16 protein-coding genes and 1 pseudogene are annotated in these 19,550 nt (G+C 58.3%); 13 read left to right on the plus strand and 4 right to left on the minus strand.

Annotated features, from left to right (window positions below; translation table 11 throughout):
• The first annotated feature begins 152 nt into the window (after positions 1 to 152).
• The 4 genes from licT to NYE69_RS06515 all read left to right on the plus strand — a co-directional run bounded on the left by licT (position 153) and on the right by NYE69_RS06515 (position 5,055).
• Positions 153 to 983 carry a BglG family transcription antiterminator LicT gene (gene licT, locus NYE69_RS06500; protein WP_328271844.1) on the plus strand — a complete coding sequence of 277 codons (831 nt, stop codon included), beginning with the start codon at positions 153 to 155 and terminating at the stop codon, positions 981 to 983.
• A gap of 212 nt (positions 984 to 1,195) precedes the next feature.
• Complete coding sequence (locus NYE69_RS06505) at positions 1,196 to 3,094, plus strand: PTS beta-glucoside transporter subunit IIBCA (RefSeq protein WP_340925261.1); 1,899 nt, start codon at positions 1,196 to 1,198, stop codon at positions 3,092 to 3,094.
• A gap of 270 nt (positions 3,095 to 3,364) precedes the next feature.
• On the plus strand, positions 3,365 to 3,967 hold the full coding sequence (locus NYE69_RS06510; protein WP_340925263.1) for an AAA family ATPase: 603 nt from the start codon (positions 3,365 to 3,367) through the stop codon (positions 3,965 to 3,967).
• Between the two features lie 347 nt (positions 3,968 to 4,314).
• Positions 4,315 to 5,055 (plus strand): AAA family ATPase, encoded by a 741-nt coding sequence (locus tag NYE69_RS06515; protein WP_340925265.1) that lies wholly within the window; start codon positions 4,315 to 4,317, stop codon positions 5,053 to 5,055.
• A gap of 67 nt (positions 5,056 to 5,122) precedes the next feature.
• Here the strand turns inward: NYE69_RS06515 and NYE69_RS33645 are convergent.
• Positions 5,123 to 5,264, minus strand: a pseudogene (locus tag NYE69_RS33645) (IS4 family transposase); the annotation flags it as partial.
• A 389-nt stretch (positions 5,265 to 5,653) separates the two neighbouring features.
• Here NYE69_RS33645 and NYE69_RS06520 point away from each other — a divergent pair.
• Positions 5,654 to 6,556 carry an IS1595 family transposase gene (locus NYE69_RS06520; RefSeq protein ID WP_340925266.1) on the plus strand — a complete coding sequence of 301 codons (903 nt, stop codon included), beginning with the start codon at positions 5,654 to 5,656 and terminating at the stop codon, positions 6,554 to 6,556.
• A 202-nt stretch (positions 6,557 to 6,758) separates the two neighbouring features.
• On the opposite strand, the gene NYE69_RS06525 is transcribed toward NYE69_RS06520, so the two are convergent.
• From NYE69_RS06525 to NYE69_RS06535, 3 genes are read right to left on the minus strand one after another with little or no spacing between them, the layout of a single operon-like run.
• Positions 6,759 to 7,766 carry an alpha/beta fold hydrolase gene (locus NYE69_RS06525; RefSeq protein ID WP_340925269.1) on the minus strand — a complete coding sequence of 336 codons (1,008 nt, stop codon included), beginning with the start codon at positions 7,764 to 7,766 and terminating at the stop codon, positions 6,759 to 6,761.
• 3 nt (positions 7,767 to 7,769) lie between these two features.
• Entirely contained in the window at positions 7,770 to 8,948 is a 1,179-nt protein-coding gene (locus NYE69_RS06530; protein ID WP_340925271.1) for an acyl-CoA dehydrogenase family protein, read from the minus strand.
• Between the two features lie 26 nt (positions 8,949 to 8,974).
• Complete coding sequence (locus NYE69_RS06535; protein WP_340925273.1) at positions 8,975 to 9,277, minus strand: putative quinol monooxygenase; 303 nt, start codon at positions 9,275 to 9,277, stop codon at positions 8,975 to 8,977.
• Between the two features lie 218 nt (positions 9,278 to 9,495).
• On the opposite strand from NYE69_RS06535, the gene NYE69_RS06540 reads away from it, so the two are divergent.
• From NYE69_RS06540 to NYE69_RS06575, 8 genes are all read left to right on the plus strand, one after another.
• The gene (locus NYE69_RS06540) at positions 9,496 to 10,380 is read left to right on the plus strand and encodes a TIGR01777 family oxidoreductase (RefSeq protein WP_340925275.1); all 885 of its coding nucleotides are present in this window, start codon (positions 9,496 to 9,498) and stop codon (positions 10,378 to 10,380) included.
• A gap of 515 nt (positions 10,381 to 10,895) precedes the next feature.
• On the plus strand, positions 10,896 to 11,897 hold the full coding sequence (locus NYE69_RS06545; RefSeq protein WP_340925277.1) for a beta-ketoacyl-ACP synthase III: 1,002 nt from the start codon (positions 10,896 to 10,898) through the stop codon (positions 11,895 to 11,897).
• Positions 11,887 to 13,314 carry an ATP-grasp domain-containing protein gene (locus NYE69_RS06550; RefSeq protein WP_340925279.1) on the plus strand — a complete coding sequence of 476 codons (1,428 nt, stop codon included), beginning with the start codon at positions 11,887 to 11,889 and terminating at the stop codon, positions 13,312 to 13,314. Before NYE69_RS06545 ends, NYE69_RS06550 begins: the two co-directional genes overlap by 11 nt.
• Complete coding sequence (locus tag NYE69_RS06555; RefSeq protein ID WP_340925281.1) at positions 13,311 to 14,303, plus strand: NAD-dependent epimerase/dehydratase family protein; 993 nt, start codon at positions 13,311 to 13,313, stop codon at positions 14,301 to 14,303. Before NYE69_RS06550 ends, NYE69_RS06555 begins: the two co-directional genes overlap by 4 nt.
• Positions 14,297 to 15,352, plus strand: coding sequence for an MBL fold metallo-hydrolase (locus tag NYE69_RS06560; protein WP_340925283.1), 1,056 nt, complete (start codon positions 14,297 to 14,299; stop codon positions 15,350 to 15,352). The genes NYE69_RS06555 and NYE69_RS06560 overlap by 7 nt, the downstream gene beginning before the upstream one ends.
• A gap of 2 nt (positions 15,353 to 15,354) precedes the next feature.
• Positions 15,355 to 16,713 carry a F390 synthetase-related protein gene (locus NYE69_RS06565; RefSeq protein ID WP_445744821.1) on the plus strand — a complete coding sequence of 453 codons (1,359 nt, stop codon included), beginning with the start codon at positions 15,355 to 15,357 and terminating at the stop codon, positions 16,711 to 16,713.
• Positions 16,714 to 17,183: 470 nt separating this feature from the next.
• The gene (locus NYE69_RS06570; protein WP_340925288.1) at positions 17,184 to 18,068 is read left to right on the plus strand and encodes an SDR family oxidoreductase; all 885 of its coding nucleotides are present in this window, start codon (positions 17,184 to 17,186) and stop codon (positions 18,066 to 18,068) included.
• A 331-nt stretch (positions 18,069 to 18,399) separates the two neighbouring features.
• Complete coding sequence (locus NYE69_RS06575) at positions 18,400 to 19,485, plus strand: DUF4037 domain-containing protein (protein ID WP_340925290.1); 1,086 nt, start codon at positions 18,400 to 18,402, stop codon at positions 19,483 to 19,485.
• Positions 19,486 to 19,550: the final 65 nt, after the last annotated feature.

The raw sequence follows: 19,550 nt of genomic DNA on the forward strand, positions 1-19,550 counted from the left end.
TGCAGGCAAAACCTAAGCCGCCAAAGGTCAAGATCGAAGCGATCTTGATTCGTTTTGACGTGCCGGGTTTTTTTCTGTTTTTACCGGAGAAAATGATATAACGAAGAGGGCATGAGCCGGCTGTCGGCCGGCTATAAAGGACGGGGGGTCATATGAAAATAGCCAAGGTCATTAACAACAATGTCATCAGCGTGCTTCAGGAGGACGGGGCGGAGCTGGTGGTCATGGGCAGGGGGATCGCCTTTAAAAAGAAGCCCGGCGATAAGGTCGACGAGAGCCGGATCGAGAAGGTGTTTGCGCTCAAAAACAAGCAGACCTCCGATAATTTCAAAATGCTGCTGCGCGAGGTGCCCATCGAACTGATCGTCATCGTTGAGGAAATTATCGATTATGCCAAGAAGAACCTCCCCAAGAAGCTGAACGAAAATATCTACGTGTCCTTGACCGACCACGTCAACTTTGCGGTGGAACGGCATCAGCAGGGGTTAGAGATCAAAAACGCCCTGCTGTGGGAGATCAAGCAGCTGTACAAGGAAGAATTCCGCATTGGCCTGAAGACGCTGGAGCGGATCAAGCTTAAGCTGGGCATCGACCTTCCGGAGGACGAAGCGGCCTTTATCGCCATTCATATCGTCAATGCGGAGATGAACGAAGAAGTCGGCACCACGATGGACATCACCAAGTTCATCCAGCAGATTATCAATATCGTCAAATATCATTTCGGGACGGAATTTGAAGAGGATTCGCTGAGCTATTTGCGTTTTATTACGCATCTGAAGTTTTTTGCCCAGCGGGTGCTCAAGGGAACGCACTATAAGGAAAACTATGACAATCTGTTCGATTTGATCAAGGAGAAGCATAGGGAGGCCGCGTTATGCGCCGAGAAAATCAAAAAGTTCGTGGAAAAAGAGTACAGCCACAAATTAACCAACGAGGAAATGCTTTATTTGACGGTGCATATCGAACGGGTCGTAAACCGTTAATAAAGCGTTGACAAAGAGAAGAAAGCGGTATATTATAGAGCCATCAAAACCATATCAGCATCTTAATGGGATTGTTACTGGTGATGCAGGCAAAACCTAAGTCGTGAAAAATAGCGAGACATTGCGGTCTACTATTTTTCAAGGCTTAGGTTTTTTATTTGCCAAAAATCACCAAATTATTGCTTTTATTCAAAATAGTGGGGGTGCACAGCATGAATTACGAGAATTTAGCTAAAGAAATTGTTCAGGGCGTAGGCGGCGAAAAAAATGTCGTTTCGCTCGTCCACTGTGCGACGAGACTGCGTTTTACCCTGAAGGACACATCGAAAGCGGACAAAGCCAAGCTGGAGAAGACCGACGGGATCATCACGGTCAAGGAAAGCGGAGGGCAGTTCCAGGTGGTCATCGGAAACCGGGTGCCCGAGGTTTACAACGCCATCGGCCGGGTTTCCAAGATTTTGAGCGACGCCAAGCCCGAGGAGACAACGAAGGGCGGCAAAAAAGGCTTTGGAGCCGTGATTGACGTCATTTCCAGCATTTTCGCTCCGCTGCTTGGGGTCATGGCGGGAGCCGGTATCCTCAAAGGGCTGCTGCTGATCGCCAGCAATTTCGGCTGGCTGCAGACGACGGATACGACCTACATCATCCTTTATGCGGCGGCGGACAGCCTGTTCTATTTCCTGCCGGCGATGCTCGCGGTTACAACGGCCAGAAAGTTCGGCGGCAATATGTTTACGGCCTTGGCGATAGCCGGAGCGCTGCTCTATCCGCAGATCATCCAGTTGAAAACGGAAGGAACGGAGACGCATTTCTTCGGCATCCCGGTGATCATGATGAGCTATTCGTCGACCGTCATTCCGATTATTTTAGCGGTAATCGTGATGAGCAAGCTGGAGAAGTTCTGCAACCGCGTGATTCATGAGAGCGTCAAAAACTTCGTGACGCCGCTGATTTCACTCGTCGTTATGGTTCCGCTGACCTTGATCGTGTTCGGACCGTTTGGCGTGTATGTCGGCAACGCCATCGCCGACGGACTGTTGGTAGCCTTCGCGTTCAGCCCGCTGATCGCCGGCGCCATCCTGGGGGCATCCTGGCAGTTGCTCGTTATTTTCGGCGTACACTGGGGCCTGATCCCGGTGTTCATCAACAACATCGCGGTTTACGGCAAAGACGGCATCAAGCCGGCCGCTTCCGCTTCCGTTTTTGCGCAAACGGGCGCTGCTCTCGGGGTTATGCTGAGAACGAAAAACAAAAAGCTGAAGGCGCTGGCCGGTTCGGCTACGCTTTCCGCGCTGTTCGGCATTACCGAACCGGCGGTGTACGGGGTAACCCTGCCGCTGAAGCGTCCGTTTATCGCGGGGCTGATCGGCGGCGCCGTCGGGGGAGCTATCATCGGCCAGGCCGGTACCCAGGCATTTGCTTCCGGCGCGCCAGGCCTATTGACTTTGCCGATTTTCTACGGACCGGGCGGCCAAGGCTTCCCGGGGTTGATCATCGGGATTACGACTTCGTTCCTGCTGTCCGCAGTATTGGCTTATGTGCTGGGCTTCAAAGACCCGGTTGAAGAAGAAGACAAAGGCAAAGCCGGCGCTTCGGCCGAACCGGCCCGGGATCAGGAACAAGGCCCAGCTTCCGATAAACCCAGCGACATGGCGCTTAGCCCGTTAGGCGGTACGGTGGTTCCTTTGTCGGAGGTACCCGATCCGGCCTTCGCCGCGGAGGCGATGGGCAAGGGCGTGGCCATCGAGCCGGCCGCGGGCCGGGTCGTTGCTCCGTTTGACGGAACCGTCACCGTGGCGTTCAAGAAGAAGCACGCTTTGGCGGTCGTCTCGGATAACGGCGCGGAAATTCTGGTCCATGTCGGGATCGATACGGTCAAGCTGGATGGTCAATACTACACTTCGTATATCAAAGAAGGCGATCGTGTAGCGGCCGGCCAACTGCTGCTGGAATTCGACTTGGACAAGATCCGCGAGGCCGGCTACCATACGGTTACCCCGGTAATCGTCACCAATACGTTCGATTATTCCGATGTGCTCCCGCTTCGGCAGGGAGAGATTCGCGAAGGGGACGAACTGCTCCGGATCGTCGGCAACGACGCTGAAGCGTAAAGGGAGCCCGGCAACAAGAAGTAAGGCTCTCCTCGCTGTTGCGTTGGCCTTGCCCGCTGGTCTTGTCCGTTGGTTTGTCCGTCGTTGGTTTGTTCGCTGGCCTTCCCCGTTTGTCTTGCCCGCTGGCGTTTCACTCGGATGCCTTGCCTTGCGGGCAGACCGTTGCAAGTCGCCCGTCATGCCCCGTCCAACTGCAGGTGTGCCGATTCAAAATTGTATAGTACAATGGGATTAGGCAATAGGCAGACACTTAAGGAGGATCGCTACATCATGCAGAAGTTGGTTTTTTTTGTGGGCGTCGCCGGAACGGGGAAAACGACGGTGGCCCGCAAGCTGGCGTTTCGCATGCCGGCGGCTTTTTTGGACCGCGATACGGTCGGCGGACGTTTCGTCGAAAAGATACTGGAGATGAACGGGCTGGACGTTAACGACCGGGACTCTGATTTTTACAAACATCATCTTCGTGATTTGGAGTATGACACGACCAAGGACATTTGCATCGAAAATTTGGCTGCGGGCCAAAATGTGTTTATGATCTCCCCGTTTACGGCGGAGCTTAAAAACAAAGCTTGGATTGAAGAGGTGCTTCAGGCGGCGGGGTTAAGCAAACGCGAGGTGGACGTCAAGGTCGTTGTCGTCACTTTAAAGGATATGGAGACGCAAAAGGAAAGGATCATCGAGCGGCAAACCGAGCGCGATACGTGGAAGCTGGAGCACTGGGACGACTTCAAACACCGCGTCCAATTCGTGCCGGAGATAGGCTGGGATATCCCGTCCTCATCGATTTATGTCTTTGACAACAGCGGCGACCTGACGGAAGAGAAGCTCGAAACCGTATTCCAATTCGTGCAGGGCGTCGGCGTCGAAGTTTAGAGTCCGTAAGACCCCAGGGAACTCATGTAACATACTAATAGCAGCAACGCCTGTCCGGCGGCCTTGGCCGTTTTTGGGACAGGCGTTTTTAGTTGTGGATTACACTTGAACCGGTAATGGGACGGTAGTCGCTGACAGGTTTTGTGTATTCGGCATCCTCATTGGATTTTTCCAATGACACGGCGCATGCGCATGATGGACGAACAAGCTGCCGGGACAAGGGAGCGGTTACACTAGCCGTCGGATCTGTTTTATAATGGAACGGCATAGTGTTGCAGGCATGTTGATTAAATGTGAAAAATGGATGAGTCTGGCGCATTCGGACGGAGGGGGAGAATGTTTTGGATATGAACGCTTATTTACGAAAAATCGCCTTGCGGCGGGAGGAAGTGCCCTCGTTTGAGCGGTATCCGTTTCACCTTCCCGCGGTGGCTTCGCTGGATCAGCTGGAGTTCCATCCCAAGGTCACATACATTGTCGGTGAAAACGGGATGGGAAAATCGACGCTGCTGGAAGCGGTGGCGGTCGCGCTCGGCTTCAATCCGGAAGGCGGAACGCTGAACTTCAACTTCGCGACGGCGGAGACGCACTCCGAGCTCCACCGCTACATCCGCACGGTGCGCGGGGCGGTCCGGCCGCGGGACGGGTTCTTTTTTCGCGCGGAGAGCTATTACAACCTGGCCACGGAAATCGACACACTCGACCGTGAACCGGGTGGGGGCTCTGTGATCGCGTCTTACGGCGGGAGGTCGCTGCATATGATGTCGCATGGGGAGTCTTTTTTCGCGGCGTTTATGAACCGTTTCGGGGGCCGGGGCCTTTACATCATGGACGAGCCGGAAGCGGCGCTGTCGCCGTACCGGCAAATGGCGATGCTGTCGCGCATCCACGATTTGGTCCGTACGCATTCCCAGTTTATCATTTCCACCCACTCGCCGGTTCTAATGGCTTATCCCGACAGCGCGATCTACCAGTTGACGGCGGACGGCATCCGCATGGTCAAGCTTGAAGACACCGATCATTACATTGTTATGAAGGAATTTTTAAACAACCGGGAAGGGATGCTGCGGGAGTTGCTTAAGGATTAGGGGGCCGGATCTTAAGGCCAAGGGCAAAGCGACGTCTCGGGGGTGGCAGCTTAAAGGTCTAAGTAACTCAAATTTCGGAGCAAAAAATCGGCAGACAAGCCTTGATGTAGCCGGATAAAGCAGCAATCCATTGCCGGTGTTGACGCTGAATCAGAGGTGGACAGCGTATTCCCGGCTTTTTAGGCTGCTTCGGTGATCAAGTCGAGCAACTATGGAAGCGTCAACGATGTAGAGACGTTACGATCCGGCGGGGTCAGCTTATCTACCTTTTGCACCGTGGCCGTTTCGAGCAGTGTCACAAATCGACGCCAGGTGAGGGGGCTGTCTAAAGGGTTCGTGTCTTGGTGTTCGTGTCTTGGTGTCCCTGCCTGCTGCCTGCCTTTGCACGATTATCCCCTTCGTTAAGGAGCAGGAAGCAGGGGGTGGGGCTAGAGCAAGTCAAGGGTTCCAAAAAAAGAGAAGAAAAAACACAAAAAAGCTAAGGAAAAAATGAGGTGGTTCAGGTGAGATTTTCGGCTTGATAAGAGAACGTACGTTTGGTATAATGAAATAAACGGAACTTATGTTCGTGAATTCTTGATTCGGGAGGTAAGCGGATATGGAAGCCAATGCGGGAACGGAACTTCAGCCATTCAGCAGCCGTTTTAACAGCGAGCAGGACTGTATGGAAGCGCTGATCGCGATGAAGTGGCCAAGCGGCTTCGTCTGCCCGCGCTGCGCTCACACCCGGTGCAGTCGCCTAACTTCCCGGCATATCCCTTTGTTCGAGTGCGGAAAGTGCAAGCATCAAACATCGCCTTTGGTCGGCACGATTTTTGAAGGAACGCATCTCCCCCTGGTGAAGTGGTTCCAGGCGCTGGAGTTGTTCCTGCTCCCTGACGGCATCTCGGCGGTGCGGCTGCGCCAGGTGATCCGGGTCGCCTACAAGACCGCATGGTCGATGCTGCAAAAAATACGTCATGCCGTGGGGGGGTTCGATGCCCGGGAGCTGCTTTCCGGAGACGTGAAGGTGAACAGCGATCAGTATGGTCGTAATCCGTCCCGGTGTCAGCTTTCGCATCCGTACGCCTCGGCGGTCGTAGCCGGCTGCACGGTCACGGAGTCAGGCGAGCCGGAGCACGTCAAAATCCGCCTGGCGCCGCATAAGCGGGGAAGCGAAGAAAGGGCGAACCGTCACGAACTCGATGCGTTCATCAACGGGCACGTGGATGTCCATACATCGGCGGTACAGTTGTTCCCTCAGGCCTTTCGGCTTTATACGCCCTTGCGGAAAGTGGTGAGAGAGGCGTGGGAATCGCTGAAGGGTACGTATGGAGCCTTGGGACTGAAGCATCTGCAGGCGTACCTAAACGAATACACCGTACGCCGTCGGCTGCGCCTGCCCGGAGCGGCAGAAACGATGCGGCAGAAGTTGCTGCGCATGTGTGTGGCGATTCCGGCGATCCCTTACCGCCGGCTGATCGCGCGCCAACCGAACCAGCCCCTTGGGGCAGCAGCCTGATCGGGACGCTGGAACGGTGGGGGGAGTTTGATGCAGATCAACTTAATGGGTTCTTGATCTTCTGTCTTGCTCTCTTGTCCGGGTTGTTTCACCTCCCCTAAACCTGATTCCTTCTCCTAAGCCCGTCTAAATTATCTCGAACCTATCTGCTTCTCCACAAATATTTTTTTCTCCCGAGTTTGTCTTTCTCTCTGCTACCTGATTAAACGGGATAATCGTGCAAAGCGCCCGGACAGCGAGCGTTGATCTGACACCCACCCCATTTCCCTATCCTCAAGCTTTCGGGCGCCCTTCCGTGGTTCTTGCCTCGATCGGTTTTCGACTTTGTAAGAATGAATTTGCTGATCGTATCTCTGTATAGTGCAGGCTGTTCCTTATGCGGTGTATGCCCGCAGCCCTTCATCATGATGACCTCGCCTTGCGCGGCTTCCTTATACGCCCGAATATGACGCTCGCATGTGACGGGATCGTGCTCACCCAGAATAAGGAGGGATGGAACTGACAACCGGGACAGGAGCGGAACTGCAGATTCAAATATTTTCCCTTCTTCCCTTAGACGGCTGAGGTGAATATCCGTTCTTTCTCCGAATTCGTCCCATTCTTCTTCTGTGTACAAAGAATCATCCGTCAGCGTCTCATATGGGGAGTAAATGAGCTCTTTCTTTTCGCCCAGTTCTTCTCCAAACTGAATGTACCGGTCAAAAAGCTCCTCCGCGGAAAGGTTACTCGCCGCCAATCGCAAACATTGTTCGGAACGCTCCGCATCGCCCAGAGTTTTGAAAATAGACGCTGCTTTCGTCAGCAGGCTTAGCGCGGTCCATTTAAAATCGAACGTGGGACATTCAAAAATAACGTTCGCAACAGAGTCCGGATGGCCCGCTGCATAGATCAAAGCCAAATAACCGCCGAACGAGTGGCCGATCACCGACCATTGCTTGATGCCGAGTTGCTGCCTGAGATTTTCGCAATCGTCAATGAGATCCTTAAGGCCAAAAGGCTCGTCTTCCAAAATCTTGTCGGAACGGCATACTCCACGTTGATCGATGGCAATGACAAAAAGTTCTGCCGCAAGCTTCTCCGCTTGGTGATACACAAATTCGTAGCAACTTTCCCCGGGCCCGCTGTGCAAAAAAAGTACTGCGGGCGAGCCCTGTTTGCCGAAAATCTCGACATGCAGTTTTTTTCCGCGGACAACGCATGGTTGAATCATTTTTTAGCACTCCTTCCGTTCCAGCTTCCCCTCCAGCGCCTCGCCCGCCAGCAATGCCATAACCGCATCGTCCATCGGCGGATTGTGCAGGCCGGCGCGGACGTCGCGGTAGTAACGCTCGAGCGGGTGGCTTTTCGCTAAGCTTGTTCCGCCGACGATGCGCATTGCCAGATCGACGATCCGGATCGCGCCGTTGGTGGCGGCCAGTTTGGCGAGCCCGAGGTCGGATCGCAGCTTCGGCCTTAGCTCGGGATGGCGGTCCCAACGGTCCGCCGCAGCGTACAGCATCTGCCGGGCCGTCCGCTGCTCCAATTCCATCTGGCCGATGAGCTGGCGAATATTCGGCAGTTCGGCGATCGGGCCTTTGATGCTGTTCGGGCGGTAGGAGGCGGCAAAGCGCAGGGCGAATTCCCGCGCGGCCAGGGCAATGCCCATATAGCAGGCCGGAATGTGCAGCAGCCATCCGCCGCCATCGTCGATTGCAGCGCCGCTGGGTTTCAGCAAATGGTTTTCCGGTACAAAAACATGGTCGAGGATGATGTCATGGCTGCCCGTAGCCCGCATGCCGAGGGTGTCCCAGGTTTCCTCAATCGTTACGCCGTCCTGCATCATGACGAGGAACTCTTCGGTTTTACCGGTCGTTTCACAATAAGCGGTGACGATGCAGCGGTCGAGCGCGGGTGACAGCGTGCTGAAATTTTTCCGGCCGCTCAGCACCCAGCCGCCCTCCGCCGCTATAGCCGTCGTCGAGGGCCGGCCGCCGCGGCTCGGGCTTCCGGTCGCCGGCTCGCTGGCGAACGCGTTGATCATGACGCCTTTTTTCACAATGTCCCGGCATAGCTCCGCCCATAGCGGTTCAGGCCAACTGCGGCTTTCCCGCAAGTTCAGCACCTTGCCGGCATGCCAACCGACAGCCAGCGCCGTGGAGCCGTCCCCCATCGCCAGCCGTTCCTGCAGTTGTACCATTTCATATAAAGAAATGCCGTCGCCGCCAAACGCCTCGGGTACGGTCAGCTTCATATAGCCAAAATTGCGCAAATCGTCGATGTTCTCATGCGGGAACGTGCCAAGCCGGTCATGCTCCGCGGCCCGGTCCGCAAACCGCGCCGCGAGCGCCTCCAGCCTGAGCAAGCGCCCACGCTCCCGATCGCTGCGAATATACGGATCATGTTGAATATCCATTCGCGTGTCGCCCCCTTTTTTCGGAGTTAAATGCCCTTGCCGCCGATAGGGCGGATTTGGATGGATTCCACGCCGGCGATCAGCGGCATGGCCCGCTGGATGGACGCTATCGCCGCTTCTTGTTGGAGTGAGGCGTCATGGGCCTCCTTATTGCTCCAGACTTCCGTCACCCACACGGTATCCGGTTCCGCATCGGAGATGTTGACGATATATAATTCGCATTCCTCGACCGGCTTGGCCCCGGCGGCGGCTTCCAACAAGATGTCGGCCAGCTTGTCGCGCTCCCCGGGTTTGGCGGTAAACTTGGCGTACATTCCGTATTTGCTCACGGCAAATCCCTCCGTTATCGTTTGGGCTGTAATTCGGATAGCCTAAATTATCGCTTAAAATTTAATGATTAGCAATGTTTGGCAAAGCAGAACCGATGGGTCTGGCGGACCATTTTGCGCGGTTGGCGGCTTTGGGCAAATTCAGCTCCGAAACCATGGTATAATGACGAGAATATAGCACGGACTTTTCCATTTTATCGCGACAGGAGTGGATTACGATGCCCAAAGTGGTACTGGCCGGAGGCACGGGGTTTGTCGGCCGGGCTTTCGAGCGCCGGTTTAGGGAAATGGGGTATGAGATCGGCATGATTTCCAGGCAGGCTTCCCACATTTCCTGGAATGACCGGACGGGAATGACGCAGGCGCTGGAAGGGGCCGATTTGCTGGTCAATCTGGCTGGCAGATCGGTAAACTGCCGTTATACTCCGGAAAACCGCCGGCTGATCCTGGAGTCGAGAACGGAGACCACGCGCTTGCTCGGGGAGTGCGTTTTGGCGTGCCGCCGTCCTCCGGCGCTGTGGATCAATTCAAGTACGGCAACGATCTATCGGCATGCGGAAGACCGTCCCATGACCGAGGAAGGCGGCGAAATCGGCGCGGGATTTTCGGTTGATGTGGCCAAGGCGTGGGAGCAGGCTTTCTTCGCTTTTGACCTTCCGGCCACGCGGCGGGTTGCGCTCCGCATTGCCATCGTGCTGGATGACGGCGGGGTGATGGGGCCGATGCGCAATCTGGTCCGCTTCGGGCTCGGCGGGCAGCAAGGTTCCGGGCGGCAGCAGTTCAGCTGGATTCATATGGAAGATTTGTTCCGGATCGTGATGTTTCTGCAGCAGCATCCCAAGCTGGATGGTGTCTTTAACGCTTCCGCGCCGCATCCGGTCACCAATCGGGAGTTGATGGCCGGCTTGCGCCGGGCGATGGGCATCCCCATCGGGCTGCCGGCGCCGCGCTGGATGCTGGAGCTCGGGGCGCGGCTTATCCGCACGGAGACCGAACTGGTGCTGAAGAGCCGCTGGGTCCTGCCGGAACGGCTGCTGCGGGAAGGGTTCACTTTTAAATACGAAACACTGGATAGGGCATTAAAGGAGATCGTGTCGCGATAGCGGCTTTAGTTACGTGCTGAACGTATTCGCCCGCGCTTGGGCGGAACTGTCGGCTTTTGGGCCGAACTATTTTGGCACGCGGGTTTACGATTGGGGAAGATACGGCCGATGGCAGGGGCAGACCGGTGTTTGTCCCTGCCGTTTTTAAAAGGTTTGGATAAATTCAATGGATTGATTGGAAATATCCAATAGAATGGAAACTTGGTAGAAACTAAATCAACTTGACTGGATATTTCCAATAGATGAGGTTCGGCAGGGCGCAAAATGGCCGGTTTGAGCGAAATCTATTGGATATTTCCAATGAGAGTTTAAAGTGGCGTTCGATTCCCGGCAATCTATTGGATTTTTCCAACTAGAAGGTAGAGGAACCCTCGTCAGGATGGGCCATTCCGGGATCAAGACTGAATCTTAGAGGCAAGGCTGCCCGGAATCGGACCGCTTCGTCTATTATTGTTTGGGCGAGGGGTATGGACGACTTGCAAAAGTTATGGACAACAAGAAGTGGAGATGGGGAAATGCAGCTTAGAAAAGTAAAAATACTCGGCACGGGAAAATACATGCCTTCGCGGCGCGTCACGGATGAGGAGATGGACCGTCTGCTTGGCGTTCCGGCCGGATGGACCGGCAAAATCACGGGGGTTGGCGAGCGCCGCTATGCGGCCGAAGGGGAGACGTCGTCCTATATGGGAGCGAGGGCGGCGGAAATGGCGCTGGAAAGCGCCGGGCTTAACTTCGCCGACATCGACTGCCTGGTGTGCACGAGCGGCACGAAGGAGCAGCCGCTGCCCAGCACGGCCGTTTTCATCCAGCAAGCCATGGGCGAGGAGGACTCGGGGGTACCGGCCTTTGATATGGACGCCACCTGTCTAAGCTTCCTGAACGGGCTTGACGTTATGTCGTACCTGGTCGATTCGGGCCGGTACCGGCGGGTGCTGCTGGTGGCGACGGAGATTGCTTCGGCCGGGCTGAATTGGGCCGATAGGGAAAGTGCGGCGCTGTTCGGCGACGGGGCGGCCGCCGTGGTAATCGGCCAGGCCGAACCCGGGGAGGCCTCGCGGATCATATACGCCTCCATGAGAACATACAGCCGCGGCGCCCGGTACTCGGAGATCGCCGGCGGCGGAACCCGCCGCCATGCGTCGCAATATTCGGCGGATCGCCCCGAGCCGTTCCTGTTCAGCATGAACGGGCAGGCGATTTTTCGCATGGCCTCCAAGCTGCTTCCGGAATTTCTGGACGGTCTGCTGGCTCCGTCGGGGACCCGCTTGGAGGATATCCGGCTCGTAATTCCGCATCAGGGCAGCGCGATGGCGATGCGCCTACTGCGCAAGAAACTGGGCATCGCGGAGGACCGCTTCTTCGATAATACGCGGAACCATGGGAACACGATCGCCGCTTCCATTCCGATGGGGCTGCATGAAGCGATTGCGCAGCGGCGCATCCGTCGCGGCGACCGGGAGCTGATGCTGGGGACGGCGGCAGGCCTGTCGCTGGGAGGGCTGCTGCTTGACTACTAGGCCGCTGCGGATTTTGCTTACGGGAGGCCGGGCCCCGATTGCGCTGGAGCTTGCTCGCCTGCTGCATCGCGCCGGGCACCGGGTATTCGCGGCCGAGAGCGCGCGGCATCACCTGTGCCGGCGATCCGCGGCGGTGGAGCGGAGCTTTTACGTTCCTCCTCCGCGGCAGCAGCCGCAGGATTACCTGGCCGCGCTGGAGACGGTGATCGGGCAGTGGGACATCAACCTGTTGATTCCGCTATGCGAAGAGATCTTCGTTATCGCCGGCGGGGCAGAGCGGTTGAAGATCCGCTGCCGTGTGCTGGTATCGCCGCTGGAGCTGCTGCACGAATGGCACCATAAATACCGCTTTATCCAGCGCGCCGCTTCCCTGGGGTTGCCCGTCCCGCGTACGACGCTGCTGAACAGCCGCGAGGCATGGCAGGCGACGATGGGCCTTGCTGCTGCGGAAGGCAGGAGCGTGGTGCTGAAGCCGGCCTATTCGCGCTTCGCCTCCCGCGTGATCCTGCCGGCGGCTGCGGGAGCGGGGCCGTGGAAGAGCCCAGCGGCGGAGGAGCCGCATGGGGAGCGCCCTCGCGGTCTTCGCGAATGCGACGGGTCAGACGGCCGTGGCGGGCCAGGCGGTCCTGGCGGGACAACGCCGCTAGGGAGCGGCGGGGCTATACCATCACGGAGCGGTGGGAGTATACCGCTAAGGAGCGACAGGGCAATGCCCCCAAGGGGCGACCTGGCTATGCCGCATAGGAGCATACAGCCGCCGCCTCCGGAAGGAAGCGAGCTGTCGGAGGCGTCGCCCTGGGTGGCGCAGGATTATATTGCCGGCCGGGCGGTGTGCACCTACAGCGTTGTGCACGATGGACGCATCGTGGCCCATGCCGCCTACGGCAGTCGTTACCGGACCGGGAAAACGGGGGCGAGCGTCCATTTTGAATATATGGAGCATGAAGAGGCCCAGGAATGGGTTCGCCGCTTTTTGGGCGGAACAGGATTCAGCGGGCAGATCGGTTTCGACTTGATCGAGCAAAACGGCGGCAAACTTTACGGGATCGAATGCAATCCCCGGGCGACCAGCGGCATTCATCTGTTCGAGCCCGGCATCGGCCTGGAACGGGCGCTGCTCAGCCCCGGGGAGCTGGCGGCCGAAGGCGCCGTCATCCGGCCGCGCCCGGGGAGCAAGGCGATGCTGGCTCTGCCGATGCTTGGCTGCGGATGGCGGGAGCTGCTGCGCGGAGACCCGCGCTCCTGGCTGGCGGCGGCCCGGGGGACCCGGGACGCCGTCTTCCGGACGGATGACTTAAGGCCGTGGCTGGAGCAGGCGCTGGTCGTATACGATGCCTTCCGCAGTGCCCGCAGACTGGGGATTACGCTGACAGAAGCGTTAACTTACGACATAGAATGGAACGGTGAACCGTTATGAAAGCATTGGTAACTGGGGCGACGGGGTTTTTGGGAGGACATCTGGCCAGGCGGCTGGTCCGGGAGGGCTGGGACGTAACCGGCATCGGACGCAATCCCGAACAGGGCCGGCGGCTCGAGGCGGAAGGCATCAGGTTCCTCAATCAGGATTTGCGCGACGAGAGCGGCACCGCCGCCGCTTGCACCGGGCAGGATGCGGTCTTTCACTGTGCGGCGTTATCCTCGCCATGGGGCAAATACCGCGACTTTTACGGCTGCAATGTGGAGGCTGCCCGGATACTCGCCGAGGCCAGCCTGCGAGAGGGAGTGCGCCGCTTCATTCATGTATCGACCCCAAGCGTGTATTTCGATTACGCCCCCCGCCTGGGCATCCGCGAGTCCGAGCCGCTGCCGGTGAAAGGAGCGAATCATTATGCCGTCACAAAACGCCTGGCGGAGCAGGTTGTGGAGCGGTATCACGCCATGGGGCTGCCGTCGGTCATTATCCGGCCGAGAGCGGTATTCGGCCCCAATGACCAGGCGCTGTTCCCGCGCATCGTCGCCGCGAGCGGCAAATCCGGCGTACCGCTGATCGGCGGGGGGAAGGCGCTGATCGACGCGACCTACGTGGACAACGCCGTGGACGCGCTGCTGAACGCCTGGAACGCCCCCGAAAATGCGGCGGGCCGGGCCTATAACATTACGAACGGCGAGCCGCGGGAATTCGCCGCGCTGGTGGAGACGCTGTTCCGCATGCTGGACCTGCCGCTGAAAACCCGCGTCATTTCCTACCGGAAAGCCTACGGAGCGGCCGCGGTGCTGGAAGGGCTGCACCGGCTGATCCCGGCGCTGGGCGAGCCGCTGCTAACGCGTTATACCGCCGGGACGCTCGCCCTCAGCCAGACGCTTGATATTACGGCTGCGCGCGCGCTGCTCGGTTATGCTCCGCGCGTCAACCTGGACGAAGGGCTGCGGCGTTTTGCGGAATGGTGGAGGGGACGGTTATGTTGAAGAGCATCCAAACGGGCGCTCCGGCTAAGGCGGCCGGGGTCCTGACAAGCCTCCCGCCTGGGGCGCCTAAGGCTAAAGCAAGCTCTCCGCCTGAGGCGTCCAAGGCTAAAGCAAGCCTTCCGCCTGAGGCGTCCAAGGCCCAAGCAAGCCCTCCGCCTGAGGCGTCCAAGGCTAAAGCAAGCTTCCCCGCAAAGGGCAGGGTGCAATTGTATTTGGGTGCGGCCGGGTACTGCGTTCATCCGGAATTTTTGACCCTGCGCGGCGGGCGGCTGCGCCCGGTCCGGTTCCCGGCGGGATTTGCCTGCATCGTCCATCCGCGGCACGGGCCGGTGATGGTGGATACGGGGTACAGCTTCCGCTTTTTTGAGGAGACCGCCCGGCTGCCGAATGCGCTGTACCGGTATATTACGCCGGTGGTGTACGAGGAGCGCGACAGCGCCGCGAACTGGCTGCGGGAGAGGTTCGGCATGGAGCCGGAACAGGTCAAATACGTGATTTTGACGCATTTTCATGCCGATCATATCGCGGGCGTCAAAGATTTTCCGCAGGCCAAACTGATTTATTTGCCCAAAGCCTACGAGGCCGTACGCTCGCTGCGTCCCCTGGCCGCCGTCAGAGCCGGGTTCCTGCCCGGCCTGCTGCCGGACCCCGAGCGGTTCGCCGCAAGATCGGAGCCCATTGACACGGGTGCGCAGCGATTCCGCTTGGGGCCGGAGTTTCCTTTTGCCGAAGGATTCGACCTCTTCGGGGACGGCAGCGTGATCGCCGTGGAAGTTTCCGGCCATGCGGAGGGGATGATCGGACTGTTCGCGAGTACGGAGGAGGCCGACTATTTTCTCTGCGCGGATGCGGTCTGGTCCAGCCGGGCGTTCCGCGAAGGGCGCAGGCCGCATCCGGCGGCGGGGATCATCATGTCGGACAGGCGGGAATACGGGCGCAGCTTCGACCGGTTGACGGAGCTGCACCGGAAGTATCCGGACATCCGGATCGTGCCCAGCCACTGTACCGAGGCGCTCAGGTTGTGGGGATCGGAGGCGATCGAACGTTGAGCATCTTGGGTACGCTGCGGATCGTATATCATTACTGGCTTACGCGCCGGAGACGAAAATGGAGCAGCCGGGTCCGTCTTGAGCGTTGGCAGGAACGCCGGGTGATTCGCCACATCCGGTGGGTTCGGGCTAACTCTGCTTTTTACCGCGAATGGTGGAACGGTCTTGAGGATTCGGCGTGGCGAAGCTTTCCCCTGATGGACAAGGCGCTGATGATGGAGCATTTCGACCGGCTCAATACGGCCGGCATCCTGAAGGAGGAAGCGCTGGCATTGGCCGCGTCGGGGGAGGCTTCCCGCAATTTCAGCCCTGTGATCAAAGGCATCACTGTCGGGCTGTCGTCCGGAACGTCGGGCAATCGCGGACTGTTTCTGGTGAGCGGGCGGGAGCAGGATGCCTGGACCGGCACGGTGCTTGCAAAGCTGCTGCCCGGAGGGCTGCGGAAGCCGGCGAAGATCGCCTTTTTCCTGCGGGCGAACAGCAATCTATACGAATCGGTGCGGCGCGGCAAGCTGGAATTCCGGTATTTTGACCTGCTGGACCCGGTCGGCAGACTGGTGGAGCGCATGGAGGCGTACCGGCCGACGGTGTGGGTCGCTCCGCCCTCCATGCTGAGAATGCTGGCGGACGAATTCACGGCGGGCAGACTGACGGCGCGGCCGTCCAAGCTGATCTCGGTCGCCGAAGTGCTGGATCCGCTGGACCGGGACGTTATCGAGAGAACGTTTGGGCAAACCGTTCATCAGGCCTACCAGTGTACCGAAGGTTTTTTGGGGGCGACGTGCGAGCGGGGGACGCTGCACTTGAACGAGGATGTCATCCACATTGAAAAAGAATACCTCGACCCGGCCACCCGGCGCTTTGTGCCGATCGTGACCGATTTCTCCCGCGCCACCCAGCCGATCGTGCGCTACCGCCTGAACGATGTGCTGACCGAAGCGGCGGAGCCCTGCCTCTGCGGCTGCCCCTTCACCGCCATCGAGCGGATCGAAGGGCGCTGTGACGATATCCTGTATTTTCCCCATAGCCGTAGGGGGGAACCGGTCGCGGTGTTTCCGGATTTTGTGGCGCGGGCGGTGATTGCCGCCTCGGCTGCGATCGAGCATTACCGGGTTGTCCAGCTCGCCGGCGGGGAGCTCGATATCTCGTTGCAGCTTGCGGCGAACAGTTCTCGCGCCGACGTTGAGGCCGAAGTAAGCAGGCAGCTTCAGGAACTGAGCCGCAGGCTGGAAAGCGACTTGCCCGAGGTCCGCTTTAGCCCGTACCGCTTCGTTCCGGGGGCGACCAAGCTGCGTAGGGTGGAACGAAAGGCGGCGGATGGGAGTAACGCTGGGAGTGACACTGGGAGTGACGGTAGGTAGGGACGGATGCAAACAGCGGCATAAGCAAAATCTTCAGTGAAAAAAATGGCGCTGTTTCGGCGGCGGAATAGGCATTTGGAGAGAATAGAGCAACAGCGATGCATTGCATCGAATGTTTCTGACCAACATTGTTATTTCTAACGGTTGCCACAGCCACTATTTGCTCCAAAAACGCCGATTTCAAACTCTAACGGTTGCCATCGCGCTTATTTTACTGAAACCCGGCTACTTTTACCCAGATTGAGGCTATAAACGGCGCTCACAACCGTTAGAAATTAGAAAGGTCATTTTATGCAAAATAGCGGCTGACACAACCGTTAAATTTCCGGCATGCGATAGTATCGGTTCGAAAGCCTGCGCTTTTGCGGGAAAGCTCGAAGGTATCCGGGCTATAATCACTTATTTCCGGAACGTGTTACGTTAGCGGTTCGTAGCAATGGGTGGATAGACCAAGACAGGGGGAAAGATTTATGGCGGAGCAACTAGCTGAGCGGGGTGACGGTGCCGCCCTGGAAAGCGGCGGCCTGCCGGTCGCTCTCATTACGGGGACGTCCAACGGATTCGGCCTGCTTACGGCTCTGACGCTTGCCCGCGGAGGGTACCGGGTCGTGGCCGCGATGCGCGACTTGGAGCGCAGGCATGAGCTTGAGCAGCGGGCGGCCCGCGAGGGGACGGCGGAGCGGATCCGCTGCGTCCGTCTCGATGTGACGGAGCACGCGTCGATTGGACCGGCCGTGGACGAGATCGTCCGCCGGTACGGGCGGTTGGACATGCTGGTGAACAACGCGGGCATGGCCGTCGGGGGCTTCGTCGAAGAGGTGCCGCTGGAAGACTGGCGGCGCCAGATGGAGACGAATCTGTTCGGAGTCATTGCGGTGACGCGGGCGGTGCTGCCGGTGATGCGCGCGCAGCGGCGGGGGCTGGTGGTCAACGTCTCCAGCGTCAGCGGATTAGCCGGTTTTCCCGGTTATGCGCCTTACGCCGCTTCCAAATTCGCCGTCGAGGGCTTCTCGGAAAGCCTGCGTCATGAAATGCGGCCGTTTGGCGTCCGGGTTGTGCTGGTGGAGCCGGGGGCTTACCGTACCCCGATCTGGAGCAAAGGAATCGGCGAGATTCGCATTGATTCCGGATCACCCTACCGAGCGCAGCTTGAGGCGGTGCTGCGGTATTCGCACAAGGCGGCGGAGACGACGCCCGATCCGCAGGAGGTGGCCGATCTGATCGGGCGAATCGCAGGCATGCGCGTTCCGCGCCTGCGGTATGCGCTGGGGCAGGGCTCTCGCCTGCTGATTTGGAGCAAAGCGCTGCTGCCGTGGAAGTGGCTGGAATGGATCGTGGCCCAAGCGCTGCGTTAAAGCCGCGGGAAGGTGTTCGTTGACCGTGACCGATCTTTGGGAGTCGCGGTACAACGGCGAGAGCCGGACGGGAGCGGTAGACGATCAAGCGGGCAACAGAGCGGATGGCACAATGCCAGAGCCAATACATATATCGTTATGCCGCGGCCCGTACGACAAGACTATTGCGCCCCATTATGCGCATGGTATGATTAAAGCAATACACAATTGGGAGGCGTTGCCAATGGGAAGCCATTATATGGATCGGGCGATATTCAAAAATGGGGGAGGCGCACCAATAGCCCGTTAACCTGCGCGATTCCCCGTAATACCAAGGAGGAATCGGGTAATTTTGAATACTTTTATTCCGGGAATTGAACTGTCACGCGCGTTTTATACCGATGTAGTCGGGAAACTGGTCCATTTTCCGCATGCGGCGGCTTTGCTTGGGGAGGGTTCGGAGGTGATGGGCTACGACCAGCCGCGCTCTACCGATCACAGTTGGGGCCCGCGGCTGCAGCTCTTTGTCGGCGCTGCGCGGCTTCGTGAGGCGGCGCAAGCCTTAGAGAGCGGTTTGCCGGACGAATTTAAGGGGTATCCCGTCCGTTTTTATTCGTGGCAAACCGGGACGGTCAGGCATCACGTTGAAGTGACGACTTTGGACGATTGGCTGTTATCCCAGCTGCGCATAGAGCGGCACACGGAACTTACCCCTGAAAAATGGCTGGCGATGCCGCAGCAGCATTTGCTGCAGTTCACCGCCGGCGAGGTGTTCCGGGATGATTTGGGCGAGCTCACCGAAATGCGGCGGCGGTTCTCCCAGTACCCTGACGACGTTTGGCTGTGGATGATGGCCGCGCAGTGGCATCTCATCGGCAATGCGGAGCCTTTGCTCGGCAGAACGGTTGAGGCCGGCGATGTCCGCGGTTCGGCATTGATTGCTTACCGGCTTGTCCGGCTCATGATGGAGATGTGCTTTTTGCAGGAGCGGCGATACTGGCCGTATTCCAAATGGTTCGGCACTGCATTTTCCAAGCTGCAGATCGCGCCCGCGCTAGGGCCCGTTCTCGACGAGGTGCTCGCCGCCACGGAGCCGTCCGATCGGCACCGGGCGGTCAGCGGGGCGCTGGTGATGATCGCCGAAAGACACAACGCTTTGGGCGTTGCTCCCCAAGTTCCTCCCATTGTCGCGCCTTTTCAGGTCGGAATCAACGATGCCGTGCGTCCGTATCGCGTGCTGAATGCGGGCAGCTATGCCGAGGCCTGCCGGCAGGCGATCGCGGATGAAACGCTGCGCCAAACGGTAGCGGTCGGCGGCATCGACCAGCTCACTCACGCCGACGATGCGTTGATCAACTTTACTTCCTGGCCGTGCCATCTGGAGGCCGGCTATAAGGCGGAGCTGGAAATCAAGCCCTCGGGACGAGATGGTAGCTGATGGACGTCAAGCTAGATTCAGGTGCGAGATGTAAGGCCTTGGGGACACTATTTTAAATATAGCGA

This window comes from Paenibacillus sp. FSL R5-0527 (assembly GCF_038008055.1).
GTDB classification, from domain to species: Bacteria; Bacillota; Bacilli; order Paenibacillales; family Paenibacillaceae; genus Fontibacillus; species Fontibacillus macerans.